Raw genomic sequence first — 14,376 nt, forward strand, 5'->3', positions numbered from 1 at the left:
CGAAGGATCCTGACGATGTCGCTGTTGCGTTCGCTGCTGATGCTTCCGCTGCTGGCCCTGACCGGCTGTGCCACCGACGCGGCCCGCCACTGGGTCGAGCTGGATGGCGCCCGCTACCAGGTCGAGCTGGCCACCAACGATGAAACCCGCGCGCGTGGGCTGATGTTCCGCGACCAGATGTCGGCCGACCACGGCATGCTGTTCATCCACGACCGCGAAGAAATGCAGGCGTACTGGATGAAGAACACCAAGATCGCACTGGACATCCTGTACTTCGACAGCCAGCGCAAGCTGGTCAGCCAGCAGCGCGATGTGCCGCCGTGCTCGGCCGGCGACATGTGCCCGCCCTACCCCAGCGGCGGCCCGGCGCGCTATGTGCTGGAGCTCAACGCCGGCCAGGCCGAGAAGCTCAAGCTGAAGGACGGGACCCAGCTGACCTTCGGCCCGGGCATCGAGAAGTAAACGATGCGACTGGCCAGCGGCCGGCACCCGCGGTAGTGCCGGCCGCTGGCCGGCAACCCTGCAGGGGTCAGATCCCTTTCGCACGCGAAAGGGATCTGACCCCTGAATTTTTCACGCGGCACCGCTTGAAACCGCCTGCGAATGACGCCAGTCTGTGGTCATGCAGGACCAGATCTCACTCCCCGACTGGGATGCACTGGCCGACCTCGAAGACGAGGCGCTGCCACTGTTGCCGACCGCGCTGCTGATCGCGCGCGATGAATACCCCGATCTGCAGCCGTCCACCTACGACGCGTTGATCCAGAGCCATGTCGACCACCTCCGCTCGGAAGTGGACAGCATCGACAACAGCCCCTTGAAGATGGCGGCGATCAACCGCCACCTGTTCGACGAGCTGGGCTACAGCGGCGACCACGACGAGTACTACGACCCGCGCAACAGCTACCTCAACCAGGTATTCGAGCGCCGCCTGGGCAACCCGATCTCGCTGGCACTGGTGCAGATGGAAGTCGCGCGCCGGCTGGGCATTCCGCTCGACGGCGTGTCCTTCCCCGGCCACTTCCTGGTGCGCCTGCCGGTGGACGACGGCGTGCTGGTGATGGACCCGTTCAATGGCGGTCGCCCGCTGGACGTGGACGAACTGCGCGAGCGGGCCAAGTCACACCTGGGCGGGCAGATGCCCGACGACCAGGTGCTGGCGCAGATCCTCGACCCGGCGCCAGCGCGCGCGATCCTGATGCGCATGCTGCGCAACCTGCACGGCGTGTATGCCGAAGCCGGCGAATGGGACCGTGCCGCACGCAGTGCCGACCGCCTGCTGAAGCTGGCCCCGGAGCAGGATGATGCGCTGCGTGACCGCGGCCTGGCCTACCTGCAGCTGGAGTACCTGGCCGGTGCCCGCCACGACCTGGGGCAGTACCTGAAGCGCAATCCCGAGGCCAGCGATGCGCAGTGGCTGCGCGAGAAGCTGATCGACCTGGGTGGGCCGGTGCCGCGGCTGCATTGAGGGTGGCTGGTGTGCGGACCAACGGTCCGCACCCTCAGGATGGGCCGGGTGGCCCGCCGGTCAGTCGACCTCGACCATCTCGAAATCGGCCTTGGTCACCCCGCAATCCGGGCAGGTCCAGGTCTCGGGAATGTCTTCCCAGCGCGTCCCCGGCGCGATGCCCTCCTCCGGCAAGCCTTCCGCTTCGCTGTAAAGGAAGCCGCAGACCACGCACATCCAGGTGCGCAAGGTGGTGGGGGTGGCATCGCTCATCGGATAATCAGGGCTGGATTCACGGGCCGCCATTGTCCCATCGCGGTCCACTCACCGGTAGCCATCGATGACTTCTGCTTCCCCGGCGCCCCGCGGCGTCTACCTGATCACCCCGGACGAGCCCGATACCGCACGCCTGCTGGCCCGCACCGCGCCGCTGCTGGCCGCGGGCGCCACCTGGCTGCAGTACCGCAACAAGACCGCCAGCGGCGCGCTGCGGCGGGAGCAGGCCACCGCCCTGCAGGCGCTTTGCGAGGAACACGGCGTGCCGCTGATCGTCAACGACGACCCGGCGCTGGCCAAGGCGGTCGGCGCCGCCGGCGTGCATCTGGGCGGCACCGACGGTGACATCCCCAGCGCGCGCGCGCTGCTTGGTGCCGAGGCCATCATCGGCGCCTCCTGCTACGACCAGCTGGCCAATGCCGAGCAGGCCGTGGCCGCAGGCGCCAGCTACGTGGCCTTCGGCGCGTTCTTCCCGACCACCACCAAGATCACCAACAGCCGCGCCCATACCGACCTGCTGCGGCAAAGCGCCGCACTGGGCGTGCCGCGGGTGGCGATCGGCGGCCTGACGCCGGACAATGTCGGTCCCATCATCGACGCCGGCGCCGATCTGGTCGCCGTGGTCAGCAGCGTGTTCGCCGCCGAAGACCCGGTGGCGACCCAGCGCGCCTACCTCGCCCAGTTCGCGTAATGCCCAGGAAATCCGCATGAACCACGACCAGTCCCACGCCCTGTTCTCCCGCGCCCAGCAGCTGCTGCCGGGCGGCGTCAATTCGCCGGTACGCGCGTTCAAGTCGGTCGGTGGCGAACCGTTCTTCGTCGAGCGTGCCGACGGCGCCTACCTGTACGACGTCGACGGCAACCGCTACATCGATTACGTCGGTTCCTGGGGCCCGATGATCGTCGGCCACAACCACACGGCGGTGCGCCAGGCGGTGAAGAAGGCGATCGACAATGGCCTGTCCTTCGGTGCGCCGTGCGCGGCCGAAGTGACCATGGCCGAGACCATCACCCGACTGGTGCCGTCATGCGAGATGGTGCGCATGGTCAACTCCGGCACCGAAGCCACGCTGTCGGCGATCCGCCTGGCGCGTGGTGCCACCGGCCGCAACCGCATCGTCAAGTTCGAAGGCTGCTACCACGGCCATGGCGACTCGTTCCTGGTGAAGGCCGGCAGCGGCATGCTGACCCTGGGCGTGCCGACCTCGCCGGGCGTGCCGGCCGGCCTGAGCGAACTGACCCTGACCCTGCCCTACAACGACTTCGAAGCGGCTACTGCCCTGTTCGAACAGCAGGGCGACGACATCGCCGGCCTGATCATCGAACCCGTGGTCGGCAACGCCAACTGCATTCCGCCACGCGAAGGCTACCTGCAGCACCTGCGCGAACTGTGCACGAAGCATGGCGCGCTGCTGATCTTCGACGAAGTGATGACCGGTTTCCGCGTTGCCCTTGGCGGTGCACAGGCGCACTACGGCATCACCCCGGACCTGACCACCTTCGGCAAGATCATCGGCGGCGGCATGCCGGTGGGTGCCTACGGCGGCCGCCGCGAACTGATGCAGCAGATCGCCCCGGCCGGCCCGATCTATCAAGCCGGCACGCTGAGCGGCAATCCGGTGGCGATGGCCGCCGGCTTGGCGATGCTGGAACTGATCCAGCAGCCGGGTTTCCACGCCGATCTGGCCGAGCGCACCGCGCGCCTGTGTGCCGGCCTGGAAGCGGCCGCCGCCGACGCCGGCGTGGCGGTGACCACCACCCACGTGGGCGCGATGTTCGGCCTGTTCTTCACCAGCGAGAAGGTGGAGACCTATGCGCAGGCCACCGCCTGTGACATTCCGGCGTTCAATCGCTTCTTCCACGCGATGCTGGAGCAGGGCGTGTTCCTGGCACCGTCGGCGTACGAAGCCGGCTTCCTGTCCAGCGCGCACGACGATGCGGTGATCGAGGCCACCCTCGCCGCCGCACGCGTGGCGTTCAAGGCCGCCAAGGGCTGATCCCGCTCTGGTGGGTGCCAACCTTGGTTGGCACTGCCGCATCTGGTAGGTGCCAACCTTGGTTGGCACGGAGCAGTCGAGCATGGCTCGACTCTACAGACGGCATCAACCGAAGACGAATTTGCCCTTCATCATCGCGAAGTGGCCGGGGAACGAGCAGAAGAAGGTGTAGTCGCCACCCTTCTGCAGGCCCTGGGTGGAAAAGCGCACGCGCGTGGTCTCGCCGCCGCCGATCACCTTGGTGTGCGCCAGCACGCGCTTGTCGGCCTTCGGCAGGTAGCTGTCGGCCAGGGTCATGCGCATGCCGGCCATCGCTACCGGCTGGTAATCAGCGCTGCGGGTCAGTACCCAGTTGTGGCCCATCGCGGTGACAGCCAGCTTGCCGGTATGGCGCAGGGTCAGATCCACGGCGGTGCAGTCGGCCGCCACCTTGATCTCGCGGCTGCTGAAGCTCATCTGGTCGGTGCTGTCGATGCTGACCGCACATACCCGCGCCATCGCCGACGGCGCAAGCATCAGCGCGCCCAGTCCCACTGCCACCATCCAAGCCTTCATCGTTGCATCTCCTGCGGATCTAGGCGCCATTCTAGGCAGGCCCCTGCGGCGCCGTCTGCGACCGTCTGTCGCATGCCCACTCCAGGGTTTCCCGCGTGTTCACTGCAATGGCATGCTCGACCAATGCGGATCGACCTGTTACTGCTGGATGTGGATGGCGTTCTGGTGCAGTACCAGCGCGCGCAGCGCGTGCTGCACCTGGCGGAGGCGCTGGATGTCGCGCCGGAAACCGTGCAGGCCGCGCTGTACGACAGCGGGCTGGAAGCGGCGCACGACAATGGCACGCTGGATGGCCCGGCCTATCTGGCGCAGCTGAGCAAACAGCTGGGCCGCACCGTTGATGTGCACACCTGGATCGCGGCGCGACAGGCCGCCAGCCATCCACAGCCGGCCGTGCTGCAGCGGCTGCAGACACTGCAGCTGCCGATGGCGGTGCTGACCAACAATGGCGCACTGATGCAGCAGGCCTTGCCCACCCTGCTACCGGAACTGTTCCCTGCCCTGCAGGGCCGCGTGTTCTGCAGCGCGGATTTCGGCCTGCGCAAACCGGCGCCTGCGGTATTCCTGCGTACGCTGGAAGCGCTCGGCGTGGCACCTGCGCGCACGCTGTTCGTCGATGACCTGTTCGCCAACGTGCGCGGCGCACGCGCCGCCGGCCTGCACGCGGAAACCGTGCGCGATGGCCGGGGATTGGGCAAGGTGTTGAAGCGTTACGCGGTGAGCTGATCGGGGTCAGAGCCCTCTCCGCAGGAGAGGGATCCAACCCCAGCGCCATGGCTTCAGCGCGCGGCGATGAACGCGGCAATCGCCGCGCGCAGGCGCTTCAGGCCTTCGGCCACTTCTTCGTCGGTGATGTTCAGCGACGGCACGAAGCGCAGTACATCCGGGCCGGCCTGCAGGGTCAGCAGGCCCTGCTCGGCGGCGTGGTCGAGGATCGCCCCGGCCTGGCCGGCGAAGTCCTTGCTCAGCACCGCGCCCAGCATCAGGCCACGGCCGCGCACGTCGCTGAACACGCCGAACTCGTCGTTGATGCGGGCAAAGCCATCGCGCAGTGCCTTTGACTGGCGGCTGACATTGGCGGCGATCTCCGCCGAGGCCAGCTTGCGCAGTGCCACGCGGGCCACCGCAGCAGCCAGCGGGTTGCCGCCAAAGGTGGTGCCATGCGCACCGAACTGCATGGTCTCGGCCACCTTCGGGCCGGCCAGCATCGCGCCGATCGGGAAGCCACCACCCAGTGCCTTGGCCAGGGTGACCATGTCCGGCACCACGTCGTCCTGCCAGTGCGCGAACAGCGTACCGGTACGGCCCATGCCGGCCTGGATCTCGTCCAGCACCAGCAGCGCGTTGTGCTGGTCGCACAGCTCGCGCACGCGCTTGAGGAAACCGGATTTGGCCGGCATCACGCCGCCCTCGCCCTGGATCGGCTCCAGCATCACTGCAGCCACATCGCCGGCGGCCATCGCGGTTTCCAGCTGCACCTCATCGTTGAAATCGATGTAGCGGAAGCCACCGGGCAGCGGCTCGTAGCCTTCCTGGTACTTCGGCTGAGCGGTGGCGGTCACCGCGCCCATGGTGCGGCCGTGGAAGCTGCCGCGGAAGGTGATGATCACCCGCTTGTCGGCCGGACGCCCCTGGCTGGAGGCCCACTTGCGGACCATCTTGATCGCCACTTCATTGGCTTCGGCGCCGGAATTGCACAGGAACACGCGCTCGGCGAAGCGGCTGGCCTTCACCAGCTCCTCGGCCAGGTGCAGCGGCGGCGCGCTGTAGAACACGTTGCTGGTGTGCCAGAGCTTGCCGGCCTGCTCGACCAGCGCGGCCACCAGGTCCGGGTCGTTGTGGCCCAGGCCGCACACGGCGATGCCGGCAGCCAGGTCGATGAACTCACGGCCCTGGCTGTCCCACACGCGGGCGCCCTGGCCTCGCTCCAGTACCACCTGGCGGGGCTTGTAGACCGGCAGGTAATAGTGCGAAAGGGAGATCAGCGGATCGGTAGCGGCGGTCATGGCAGTCGACAGGGTTCAGGAATCCCCATTCTCGCGCCGGAACCCCTGCGGCACAATGCGCCCATGCGACCGTTTTCCGCCCCCCAGCTGAACCCCGCCACCGAGACCGGCTGGCGCCGTCGGTGGTTCGACATCATCTACCGCCATGACTCGCGGCCCTCGCGCAATTTCGACCTGATCCTGGTGGTGGCGATCATCGCCAGCATCCTGGTGGTGATGATCGACAGCGTGCAGCACCTGCATGCCGAATGGTCCACCGGCCTGTACATCCTGGAATGGGGCTTCACGATCATCTTCACCGCCGAGTACCTGCTGCGGCTGGCGGTGGTCAAGCGCCCGCTGCGTTACGCGGTGAGCATCTGGGGCATCATCGACCTGCTGTCGATCCTGCCCGCCTACCTGTCGATGTTCATCCCCGGCGCGCAGAGCCTGCTGGTGGTGCGCGCGCTGCGCATCCTGCGCGTGTTCCGCATCCTCAAGCTGACCCGCTACATCGAGGAAAGCGGCGTGTTGATGACGTCGCTGTGGCGCAGCCGGCGCAAGGTGCTGGTGTTCCTGTTCACGGTGATCACCATCACCATCATCGCCGGCGCACTGATGTACGTGATCGAGGGCCCCGAACACGGCTTCACCAACATCCCGGCCAGCATGTACTGGGCGGTGGTGACCATGGCCACGGTCGGCTTTGGCGACATCGTGCCGCAGACCGTGCTCGGCCGCTTCGTCACCTCGGTACTGATCCTGATCGGCTACAGCATCATCGCCGTGCCCACCGGCATCTACACCGCCGAACTGGCCAGCACCATGCGCGAAGCCGAGCTGGCCGCGCGTCGTGATGCACGTGGCTGCCCGGAGTGTGGACTGGAAGGGCACGAGCCGGATGCGCGCCATTGCCGCAAGTGTGGTGGCCAGCTGCCGGATGCGTTCAGTCATTGATGCGGGCGCCGGCGATGTACACCGGCGCTCGCTGATCACGCGATGAGCGGGAGCGCTACTGGCGGTTGCTCTGGAAAACGAGCGTGTTGTATTCCTGCATCAGCTTGTTGGCAGAGCCACGCGGCGCCATCGACGGCGAATCAAGCATGCGTCGTTCGAAATCGGTGTAAGGCTTCTTCTCGCTGACGCGCTGCAGCCGCTCCTTGCCTTCGCGCCGGAAATTCTCGGCCCCTCGTTCGAAGCCTTCCCAGTCCGACTTGCCCGGTTCCTGGTCGGCAACCTTGGCGTGCGCTTCATCGGAAATGCGGTTGAAGGCATCCAGGCGTTCGCGGGCCTTGGCCTGATCGAAATCATCCTCGCTCATCAGATCCATGATGGCCTTGGCTTCCAGCATCATCGCCAGACGGTAGTACTCGCGCGTGCGCCCCTCGGCCTGCTCCAGAACCTTGAGCTGCTCGCGTTGGGCAGCATCGTTCTGGCGCTCCAGCTCGGCATTGAACGTTTCGCTGGCAGCCACGAAATCCTTGAAAGCGGCCATCAAGGGCGCGTGCAGCTGCTTGCCCTTGGCGAACTGGTCGTCTTCGTAGTCCTGGCGATCGTAGTAGTCATGCGCGTCCTTGCTGAGCGGCACCAGCGCCTTCAGCGCCTGCTGGTAATGGCCTGCAGCGGCATCCAGATCGGCCAGCGCCGGCTTGGCAGCAATCGCCTCGGTCACCGGAGCGTCGCACTGCTTCATGTCGTAGCCGCTGATCTCGAACGGGCCGTACACGTGCGTCTCGCGTCCGGTCGGGCCAGCGTCGACATCCTTGATCCAGCGCGTGTAGGACTGGATGCTGCCGTGGGTTTTCGAATCCAGCGCGTTGAAGCAGCCGATGTAGGCGTTGAGCTTGGCGGTCAACTGCTGCTGTGTATCGGACGGGGCCGCGCTGGCCTCCGGCGTGCCGGAGGCAGCGGCGCCGCCTGCAGCTGCGGGGGCCTTGCCACCGCAGGCGGTCAGGATCAACGACAGCGAAGCGGCCAGCGCCGCGACGGAAAGAGTGCGTGACATGTGCTCACATCCTTGTTGAAAACGATTACAGTCACGCATTCTAGCGCAGCAGGCCGAGGGTCGCAGCCCTCGGCCTCTTCCGGCGACGCGCGGTCAATCCAGGAACAGGTCCGGCAACAACGCGCGCGACGGATCCACTGCATAGCCGGAAAGATCGGTGACACCGGCCTGCGCCAGCACTTCATCGTCGATCAGGAACTGGCCGTGGAAGCCGGCCGCTTCACGCACCAGCACTGCATGTGCGGCATCGGCCATGATCTGCGGCGTACGGCAGCCAGCCGCATCCACGCCCGGAATCATGTTGATCGCATCGGTGGCGATCACCGTGCGCGGCCATAGCGCATTCACCGCCACGCCCTGCGGACCGAATTCGGCGGCCAGGCCCAGGGTGACGAAGCTCATGCCCATCTTCGCCAGCGTGTAGCCGGTGTGCGGTGCCCACCACTTCGGCTCCAGGCTCGGCGGCGGCGCCAGAGTCAGGATGTGCGGGTTTGGCGCCTGCTGCAGGTACGGCAGGCAGGCCTGCGCGCACAGGAAGCTGCCGCGCGAATTGACCTGCTGCATCAGGTCGAAACGCTTCATCGGCGTATCCAGCGTGCCGCGCAACCAGATCGCGCTGGCGTTGTTGATCAGGATGTCGATGCCACCGAAGGTATCGACCGTGGCCGCCACCGCCGCCTGCACCTGCTCTTCCTCGCGGATGTCGCACTTCAGGGCCAGGCCCTGGCCACCGGCTGCCGTTACCGCTTCGGCCGCGGTATGGATGGTACCCGGCAGCTTCGGGTTCGGCACCGACGACTTGGCCGCAATGGCCACATTGGCGCCGTCGCGCGCAGCGCGCAGTGCGATGGCCAGGCCGATGCCGCGCGAGGCACCGGTGATGAAAAGCGTTTTGCCCTGCAGACTGCCCACGTTCCACACTCCAGCGTATGCAATGAGCCGCTAGTATGCCGCGCCGACGCGGAGTTCACCCGGCCTTGACGATACTCAGGCCTCCAGACAACGCACGAGGTCCACGCCATGCGCCGTTCCCGCCTGTTGCTGCCTGCCCTGGGGCTTGCCCTGCTGACTGCCTGCCAGGGCCGTTCGCCGGAACCCGGCAAGGAGCCACCCGCCGGTGACGCGCCCAGCGCGGAGAAGGCTGCCGCTGACGGCAAGATGCGCTGGAGCGAGGCGGTGGTCTGGGATGGCGACCTCAACGCCTGCCGCCAGGGCGAGAATGCTGCGACCCGTGATTGCCTGCGCGATGCGATGCGCGCGGGTGGCGCCAGCACCGATGCCATCACTGCCGCCGAGCAGTTGTCCAGCGGCGGTGAGCTGGCCTATGTGACCGCCTGGCACGAGAACGAAGGGCTGGGCATTGCCACGGTCGAGTATCCCTTCCGCGCCAATACCAACGAGGGCACGCGACTGGTCGATGCCAGCGGCAAGCGCATCGACGTGGATGCCGTGCAGTTGGACGACACCCTGCGTGCCGACCCGACCGTGCAGGAACTGCTGAAAGCCAACCCGCAGGCCACGCCGTTCGCGCCGGCACAGTCGGCCGGCGCTTCGCCATTGGATAACGGCGGCATCCGCCTGCTGTACCGCACGCCGCTGCGCGACTGCCACGCCTGCCCGGACGTGGGCCAGCTGCAGATCGCCTATGACTTCGATGCCAAGCGCAACTTCATTGGCCAACAGGTGGTGCCGGCGACGCCGTAAGGCGTTAAGCGTCGCGATGCTGTGGTCGCCGGGCCATGCCCGGCGACATCGACCGAGCGGACCGTGGATATTGGCTTTCCCCTGACCAAAAGCCGAACGACGACCAGAGCGGCAGTACCTCATATTTCGCGACGGAGAGAATCAAAGGGATCGTCGATAGAATGATTCAGTCGCCAACCGGCTTTCAATTACCGATCTAACATAGGTAGCCCGCGCCTTGCCGGACTGTGAGTACTCGGCAAAAATCGCCATTGCCTCGGACCTCATCTCGGCACCACCGGTGGCCGTAAATACGAAAAATGAGGGCTCAAGATAACCAACAGTCTCTCGCATGAATCGCCTGCACTCATCAAGCGGAAAATCTATGGCGTAATCCGCCCAATCGATGTAGCGCCTCCAGAAAGCAGAAACCCCCCATTTCCCGCGTTTCTCATCAACAAAGAGCTTCAACTCAGAGAGCATATTGGCACATGCATCTACAGTTTCGTCATCCAAATCCAGGGAAGCGACGCGACCGGGATCAACCGCCTGCCAACAGAAAACCATAAAGTCTGCAACAAAGTCCTCTTCACAGCCTTCGAAGAAATTGCTCTTATACCAAGCAATAGTTTTAGCCACATCAGCCAATTCATCAGAATCAATCATCATCTCACCTTTCCGCCGGTTCCCTCGATGTTGGCGTTGAAGCTTCCAGCCCCCACCAGATCCATCTCGACGCTGAAGCGACGCCGCATCTGCACAGGCAGTGCGTTGTTGCCGGGCAGGCTGACATCGGTCACGGCAAATTCGGTCTTGCCGTTGTAGAGGCTGACACTCTCACCAAAGAGATCGTCCTTCAGCGCGGTCAGATTCTGTGCGGACTCGATGAGCTTGCGATACTCCTGATACGGCTGGACCGCCGAGACCGTTCCCGCACCCACACACAGCACCAGTACCGCAACTGCGCGGTACTGCCAAGTAGAAAATCGACTCACAGCATTCCCCTCGCGTCCGCATGCGAACCCGCGCCAGGGCGGCGCGACGACGCTTCCATGCGACTCTCTCGTTCTCGATTCTAGGTGAGTACCACGAGCAGATGAAAAATGTTTTCAGCGCCAATTATCTGGCGTCTGTGCGCAATCATTGAATTGCGAACAGCACCCACGCATGGCGTGGATCTACCGGTACAACTGCACCTGCTTTTTCAACAGATGCGGCACGATCAACCGATGCACCGGCGCAACCGGCAGCATGTACACGCGCCCGAACGCGTTGTGCGTATGCACCACGGTCGCCACTTCCAGCACGTCGCCCTGCCACTGCAGCGCCAGCTGCACGCGCAGGTGGCGGTCGTCGTCTTCCAGCACGATGGCATCGTCGTCCAGCGACCGCAGGGTGAAGATGCCCAGCCGCTGGCCGGGTTGAGGATCCTCAACATCCTGCACCGCACGCAACGAGCCCAGGTGCTTCATGCCGAGCAGGCGCATGCCGCGATTGCGCAGCGCCATCAGCCCATCGAACCAGCCGGGAATGGTCGCCGCCATATCGCGGTAGGCCTGCAGGGCCGAGCGCCCATCGCGACGGGTCGCCGCCTGGCAGGCGTGCACGAAGTCGGCGCCAGCCAACTGTGGGCGCAGGACGCTGCCCGCACTCGGCGGGCCGGTCACCACCTGCGCACGGCTCACGGCTTCGGCCCCTGCCCTTCGTTGTCTTCCCAATGCAGGATGCGGCGGGTGACGAAACGGTAGACCGGCTTGCCGGTGGCGAACCACAGTTCGCGCACCCACGAGGTGCGCTTGAGCAACCGCTTCTCCACTGGGGTGAGCGACTCGCGGCAATACATGCGCTTGTGCTTGAGCAGGTGGCGCAGGTCCTCGCGGGCCAGCAGCCGCATCCAGCGCGAGCGCGGGTTGCCGATCACCGCCAGCTGGAAGTCGATCAGCGCCGGACGACCGTCTTCGGTGACCAGCCAGTTGGCTTCCTTGGCCAGATCGTTGTGGGCCACGCCATTGCGGTGCAGCTGCTGCAGCAACCGACGCGCCGAGCGGAACCAGGCCAGGTCACCGCGTGGTGGACGCTGGTACATGGCATCGCCGGCCATGAAGCTGCGGTCGAGATGACGGCCATCCCACGCCAGCAGCTGCGGCACATCGGCCATGCCGTGGATGTGGCGCAGCGCGCGTGCTTCGCGGCGGGCCAGCCACCAGGCCGGCAGCCGCAGCCACAGCGGCGTGGCGCCCAGATCACGGCGCACGAAGGGGCCATCGGGCCCTTTCACAAGAAGGATCTGGCCGAAGCTGTCGGCCTTCAATGCGTGCGGTGGAGCGTCTGGCGAATGCGGCATGGGCCCATTCTAGGCGATGGCGACGGTTGCAAACGGTCACGAAGCGGCTGGGAACCAGTCACCTTCACGCCCCTATAATCGGGCAATGGACTCTTCATGGATCGACGCCACGCTCGCGTGGATTGCCGCTCACCCCGTGCTGGCGGGTGCCGTTATCTTCCTCATCGCCTTCTGCGATGCGGTGATCATTCTTGGCGCCATCGTGCCGGCGCTGCCGCTGCTGTTCGCGGTGGGCGTGTTCATCGGCCTGGGCCAGATCTCCGGGCCGTACGCGGTGGCGGCAGCGGCACTGGGCGCGTTCGCCGGGGATGGCATCAGCTACTGGATCGGCCGCCGCTGGGGTGACCGCCTGCGCGGCGTGTGGCCGTTCAGCCGCTACCCGCAGCTGCTCGACCGCGGTGAGAACCTGTTCCGCCGCAATGCCTTCAAGAGCATCCTGATCGCACGCTACGTGGGCGCGATCCGACCGTTCGTGCCGGCCATCGCCGGCATGATGAAGATGCCCGCCAGCCGTTACGTGCAGGCCAGCGGCATCGCCAGCATCTCCTGGGCGGTGCTGTTCCTGGCGCCGGGCTGGATTCTTGGCGAAGCTTACGACGCAGTCGCGGCGGTGGCCGGGCGTCTGGTGGTGGTGGTCGGCCTGCTGGCGGTGATCCTCGGCCTGGTCTGGGCCATCGTGCTGTACGGCTATCGCTGGTCGGCCGCGCGCATGGACAACTGGCTGGCGCGCCTGCTGGATTGGTCCAATCGTCACCCGACGCTGGGCCGCTACACCGTCGGCGTGCTTGATCCCAAGCGCCGCGAATCGGTGCCGCTGGCGATGCTGGCGTTGATGCTGCTGGTACTGGGCTGGGGCTGGTTCGCGCTGCTGACCGTGGTGGTCGCACACGGCGAGCCGCTGGCGATCGACCTGCTGGTGCACCAGGCCATGCTGGCACTGCGCAACCCGCTGGCCGACTACCCGATGGCCGCGCTGGCGTCGCTGGGTGCCTGGCAGGTACTGCTGCCGGCCACGGCGGCGGCGATGGGCTACCTGATCTGGCGCCGGCGCTGGATGGCCGCCGCGCACTGGCTGGCCGCGCTTGCCTTCGGCCTGGCGCTGACCATGCTGCTCGGTGCCACCGTGGATGTGGTGCGCCCGGTCGACGCCAGCAGCGGCTTCGGCTTCCCGTCGGTGTCGGTGACCATGGCCACCATCACCTTCGGCTTCTTCGCAGTGCTGATCGCCCGCGAGATGCCCGGCCGCACCCGCGTCTGGCCGTACCTGGTGTCCGGCATCGTGGTCAGCCTGATCGGCTTCTCGCGCCTGTACCTGGGCGCGCATTGGCTGAGCGATGTGATCGGCGGCATGCTGTTCGGCACGTTCTGGCTGCTGGTGCTGGGCATCGCCTACCGCCGCCGCTTCAACCGCTCGTTCTGGGTGAAGCCGGTGGCCTGGCTGTTCTACGGCGTCTTCGCCGTGGCGGCGATGTGGTACGCACCGCGCCATATTCCGGTGAAGCTGGAACGCTTCGAGCCGACCCTGCCGGCACCGCAGGCAATGGACATGCAGGCGTGGTGGCAGCACGACTGGGCCACGCTGCCGGCGCGCCGCAACGAGTTCGACGACGACCAGCGCTGGCCGCTGGACGTGCAGGTGGCGGGCCCGCTGGCGCCGCTGCAGGCGCAGCTGGAAGCCCGTGGCTGGAAGCGGCAGGAGCAGGCCGGCTGGCAGCAGGCGCTGCTGATGCTGGACAAGAACACCGGCGCCGACGAGCTGCCGGTGTTGCCGGCAACGCTGGACACCCGCGTGGAAGCCCTGCTGATGGTGCGCCAGGGCGCGCAGCCGGATGAGCGCTACGTGCTGCGCCTGTGGCCGGCGCCTGCGCAGCTGCAGCCGGGCAACACGCCGTTGTGGCTGGGCAGCGCACAGACCCTGCGTTACGAGCGCCACTTCGAATGGATCGGCATGTGGCACCCGCTGCGTGGCGTCGACCCGGCCATGAATGCCGTGAAGGAAGCCGTACAGGGCCTGCCGCAGCACGAGGATGTGCACAGCGAAACCGGATTGCCGGTGCTGCGGTTGAAGACAACCGCGCCCTGAC

17 protein-coding genes are annotated in these 14,376 nt (G+C 66.2%); 8 read left to right on the top strand and 9 right to left on the bottom strand.

The window, feature by feature from the left end; genetic code table 11:
• Window positions 1-15: 15 nt before the first annotated feature.
• The gene (locus tag D5301_RS00225) at window positions 16-462 is read left to right on the top strand and encodes a DUF192 domain-containing protein (RefSeq protein WP_110713503.1); all 447 of its coding nucleotides are present in this window, start codon (window positions 16-18) and stop codon (window positions 460-462) included.
• A gap of 160 nt (window positions 463-622) precedes the next feature.
• Entirely contained in the window at window positions 623-1,468 is an 846-nt protein-coding gene (locus D5301_RS00230; RefSeq protein ID WP_049400716.1) for a SirB1 family protein, read from the top strand.
• Between the two features lie 60 nt (window positions 1,469-1,528).
• Here the strand turns inward: D5301_RS00230 and D5301_RS00235 are convergent, their stop codons facing one another.
• Window positions 1,529-1,753 carry a rubredoxin gene (locus D5301_RS00235; RefSeq protein WP_014038358.1) on the bottom strand — a complete coding sequence of 75 codons (225 nt, stop codon included), beginning with the start codon at window positions 1,751-1,753 and terminating at the stop codon, window positions 1,529-1,531.
• Window positions 1,754-1,787: 34 nt separating this feature from the next.
• Here D5301_RS00235 and thiE point away from each other — a divergent pair, with 34 nt between their 5' ends.
• Window positions 1,788-2,414, top strand: a complete 627-nt coding sequence (thiE, locus tag D5301_RS00240) for a thiamine phosphate synthase (RefSeq protein WP_153854452.1) — start codon at window positions 1,788-1,790, stop codon at window positions 2,412-2,414.
• A 16-nt stretch (window positions 2,415-2,430) separates the two neighbouring features.
• Window positions 2,431-3,720: a glutamate-1-semialdehyde 2,1-aminomutase gene (gene hemL / locus D5301_RS00245; RefSeq protein WP_153854453.1), complete on the top strand. Its 1,290-nt coding sequence runs from the start codon at window positions 2,431-2,433 to the stop codon at window positions 3,718-3,720.
• 105 nt (window positions 3,721-3,825) lie between these two features.
• Here the strand turns inward: hemL and azu are convergent, their stop codons facing one another.
• Window positions 3,826-4,275: an azurin gene (gene azu / locus D5301_RS00250; RefSeq protein ID WP_110713511.1), complete on the bottom strand. Its 450-nt coding sequence runs from the start codon at window positions 4,273-4,275 to the stop codon at window positions 3,826-3,828.
• Between the two features lie 123 nt (window positions 4,276-4,398).
• On the opposite strand from azu, the gene D5301_RS00255 reads away from it, so the two are divergent.
• Entirely contained in the window at window positions 4,399-5,001 is a 603-nt protein-coding gene (locus tag D5301_RS00255) for an HAD-IA family hydrolase (RefSeq protein ID WP_110713513.1), read from the top strand.
• 53 nt (window positions 5,002-5,054) lie between these two features.
• Here the strand turns inward: D5301_RS00255 and D5301_RS00260 are convergent, their stop codons facing one another.
• Entirely contained in the window at window positions 5,055-6,281 is a 1,227-nt protein-coding gene (locus D5301_RS00260) for an acetylornithine transaminase (protein ID WP_006467246.1), read from the bottom strand.
• A 63-nt stretch (window positions 6,282-6,344) separates the two neighbouring features.
• Between D5301_RS00260 and D5301_RS00265 the strand changes: the two genes are divergently transcribed.
• Window positions 6,345-7,217, top strand: a complete 873-nt coding sequence (locus tag D5301_RS00265) for an ion transporter (protein WP_110713514.1) — start codon at window positions 6,345-6,347, stop codon at window positions 7,215-7,217.
• A 55-nt stretch (window positions 7,218-7,272) separates the two neighbouring features.
• Here D5301_RS00265 and D5301_RS00270 read toward each other — a convergent pair whose 3' ends face one another.
• Both D5301_RS00270 and D5301_RS00275 read right to left on the bottom strand, forming a co-directional pair.
• A complete protein-coding gene (locus tag D5301_RS00270) occupies window positions 7,273-8,265 on the bottom strand; it encodes a YiiG family protein (RefSeq protein WP_153854454.1) in 993 nt (330 codons plus the stop codon).
• A 93-nt stretch (window positions 8,266-8,358) separates the two neighbouring features.
• Window positions 8,359-9,177, bottom strand: a complete 819-nt coding sequence (locus D5301_RS00275; RefSeq protein WP_324187236.1) for an NAD(P)-dependent oxidoreductase — start codon at window positions 9,175-9,177, stop codon at window positions 8,359-8,361.
• 108 nt (window positions 9,178-9,285) lie between these two features.
• Between D5301_RS00275 and D5301_RS00280 the strand changes: the two genes are divergently transcribed.
• Window positions 9,286-9,969, top strand: coding sequence for a hypothetical protein (locus tag D5301_RS00280; protein WP_153854455.1), 684 nt, complete (start codon window positions 9,286-9,288; stop codon window positions 9,967-9,969).
• A gap of 141 nt (window positions 9,970-10,110) precedes the next feature.
• On the opposite strand, the gene D5301_RS00285 is transcribed toward D5301_RS00280, so the two are convergent.
• The 4 genes from D5301_RS00285 to D5301_RS00300 form a co-directional block, all read right to left on the bottom strand.
• Window positions 10,111-10,617 carry a hypothetical protein gene (locus D5301_RS00285; RefSeq protein WP_153854456.1) on the bottom strand — a complete coding sequence of 169 codons (507 nt, stop codon included), beginning with the start codon at window positions 10,615-10,617 and terminating at the stop codon, window positions 10,111-10,113.
• The gene (locus tag D5301_RS00290) at window positions 10,614-10,943 is read right to left on the bottom strand and encodes a hypothetical protein (protein WP_153854457.1); all 330 of its coding nucleotides are present in this window, start codon (window positions 10,941-10,943) and stop codon (window positions 10,614-10,616) included. Before D5301_RS00290 ends, D5301_RS00285 begins: the two co-directional genes overlap by 4 nt.
• Window positions 10,944-11,126: 183 nt before the next feature.
• Window positions 11,127-11,633 (bottom strand): DUF2867 domain-containing protein, encoded by a 507-nt coding sequence (locus D5301_RS00295; RefSeq protein ID WP_324187237.1) that lies wholly within the window; start codon window positions 11,631-11,633, stop codon window positions 11,127-11,129.
• Window positions 11,630-12,292, bottom strand: a complete 663-nt coding sequence (locus D5301_RS00300) for a serine/threonine-protein kinase (RefSeq protein WP_110713522.1) — start codon at window positions 12,290-12,292, stop codon at window positions 11,630-11,632. Before D5301_RS00300 ends, D5301_RS00295 begins: the two co-directional genes overlap by 4 nt.
• 85 nt (window positions 12,293-12,377) lie before the next feature.
• Here D5301_RS00300 and D5301_RS00305 point away from each other — a divergent pair, with 85 nt between their 5' ends.
• Window positions 12,378-14,375, top strand: a complete 1,998-nt coding sequence (locus D5301_RS00305; RefSeq protein ID WP_153854459.1) for a bifunctional DedA family/phosphatase PAP2 family protein — start codon at window positions 12,378-12,380, stop codon at window positions 14,373-14,375.
• Window position 14,376: the final 1 nt, after the last annotated feature.

Origin of the sequence: Stenotrophomonas sp. MH181796 (assembly GCF_009659995.1) — a bacterium.
In the GTDB taxonomy this organism is placed as follows: Bacteria; Pseudomonadota; Gammaproteobacteria; order Xanthomonadales; family Xanthomonadaceae; genus Stenotrophomonas; species Stenotrophomonas riyadhensis.

What these genes read in the sequence shown, in the direction of transcription:
- D5301_RS00305 (WP_153854459.1), top strand. Translation starts at nt 12,378, where the DNA reads ATGGACTCTTCATGGATCGACGCCACGCTCGCGTGGATTGCCGCTCAC.
- D5301_RS00270 (WP_153854454.1), bottom strand. Translation starts at nt 8,265, where the DNA reads ATGTCACGCACTCTTTCCGTCGCGGCGCTGGCCGCTTCGCTGTCGTTG.
- D5301_RS00255 (WP_110713513.1), top strand. Translation starts at nt 4,399, where the DNA reads ATGCGGATCGACCTGTTACTGCTGGATGTGGATGGCGTTCTGGTGCAG.
- D5301_RS00225 (WP_110713503.1), top strand. Translation starts at nt 16, where the DNA reads ATGTCGCTGTTGCGTTCGCTGCTGATGCTTCCGCTGCTGGCCCTGACC.
- D5301_RS00280 (WP_153854455.1), top strand. Translation starts at nt 9,286, where the DNA reads ATGCGCCGTTCCCGCCTGTTGCTGCCTGCCCTGGGGCTTGCCCTGCTG.
- D5301_RS00300 (WP_110713522.1), bottom strand. Translation starts at nt 12,292, where the DNA reads ATGCCGCATTCGCCAGACGCTCCACCGCACGCATTGAAGGCCGACAGC.
- D5301_RS00235 (WP_014038358.1), bottom strand. Translation starts at nt 1,753, where the DNA reads ATGGCGGCCCGTGAATCCAGCCCTGATTATCCGATGAGCGATGCCACC.
- D5301_RS00285 (WP_153854456.1), bottom strand. Translation starts at nt 10,617, where the DNA reads ATGATGATTGATTCTGATGAATTGGCTGATGTGGCTAAAACTATTGCT.
- azu (WP_110713511.1), bottom strand. Translation starts at nt 4,275, where the DNA reads ATGAAGGCTTGGATGGTGGCAGTGGGACTGGGCGCGCTGATGCTTGCG.
- D5301_RS00260 (WP_006467246.1), bottom strand. Translation starts at nt 6,281, where the DNA reads ATGACCGCCGCTACCGATCCGCTGATCTCCCTTTCGCACTATTACCTG.
- hemL (WP_153854453.1), top strand. Translation starts at nt 2,431, where the DNA reads ATGAACCACGACCAGTCCCACGCCCTGTTCTCCCGCGCCCAGCAGCTG.
- D5301_RS00230 (WP_049400716.1), top strand. Translation starts at nt 623, where the DNA reads ATGCAGGACCAGATCTCACTCCCCGACTGGGATGCACTGGCCGACCTC.
- thiE (WP_153854452.1), top strand. Translation starts at nt 1,788, where the DNA reads ATGACTTCTGCTTCCCCGGCGCCCCGCGGCGTCTACCTGATCACCCCG.
- D5301_RS00265 (WP_110713514.1), top strand. Translation starts at nt 6,345, where the DNA reads ATGCGACCGTTTTCCGCCCCCCAGCTGAACCCCGCCACCGAGACCGGC.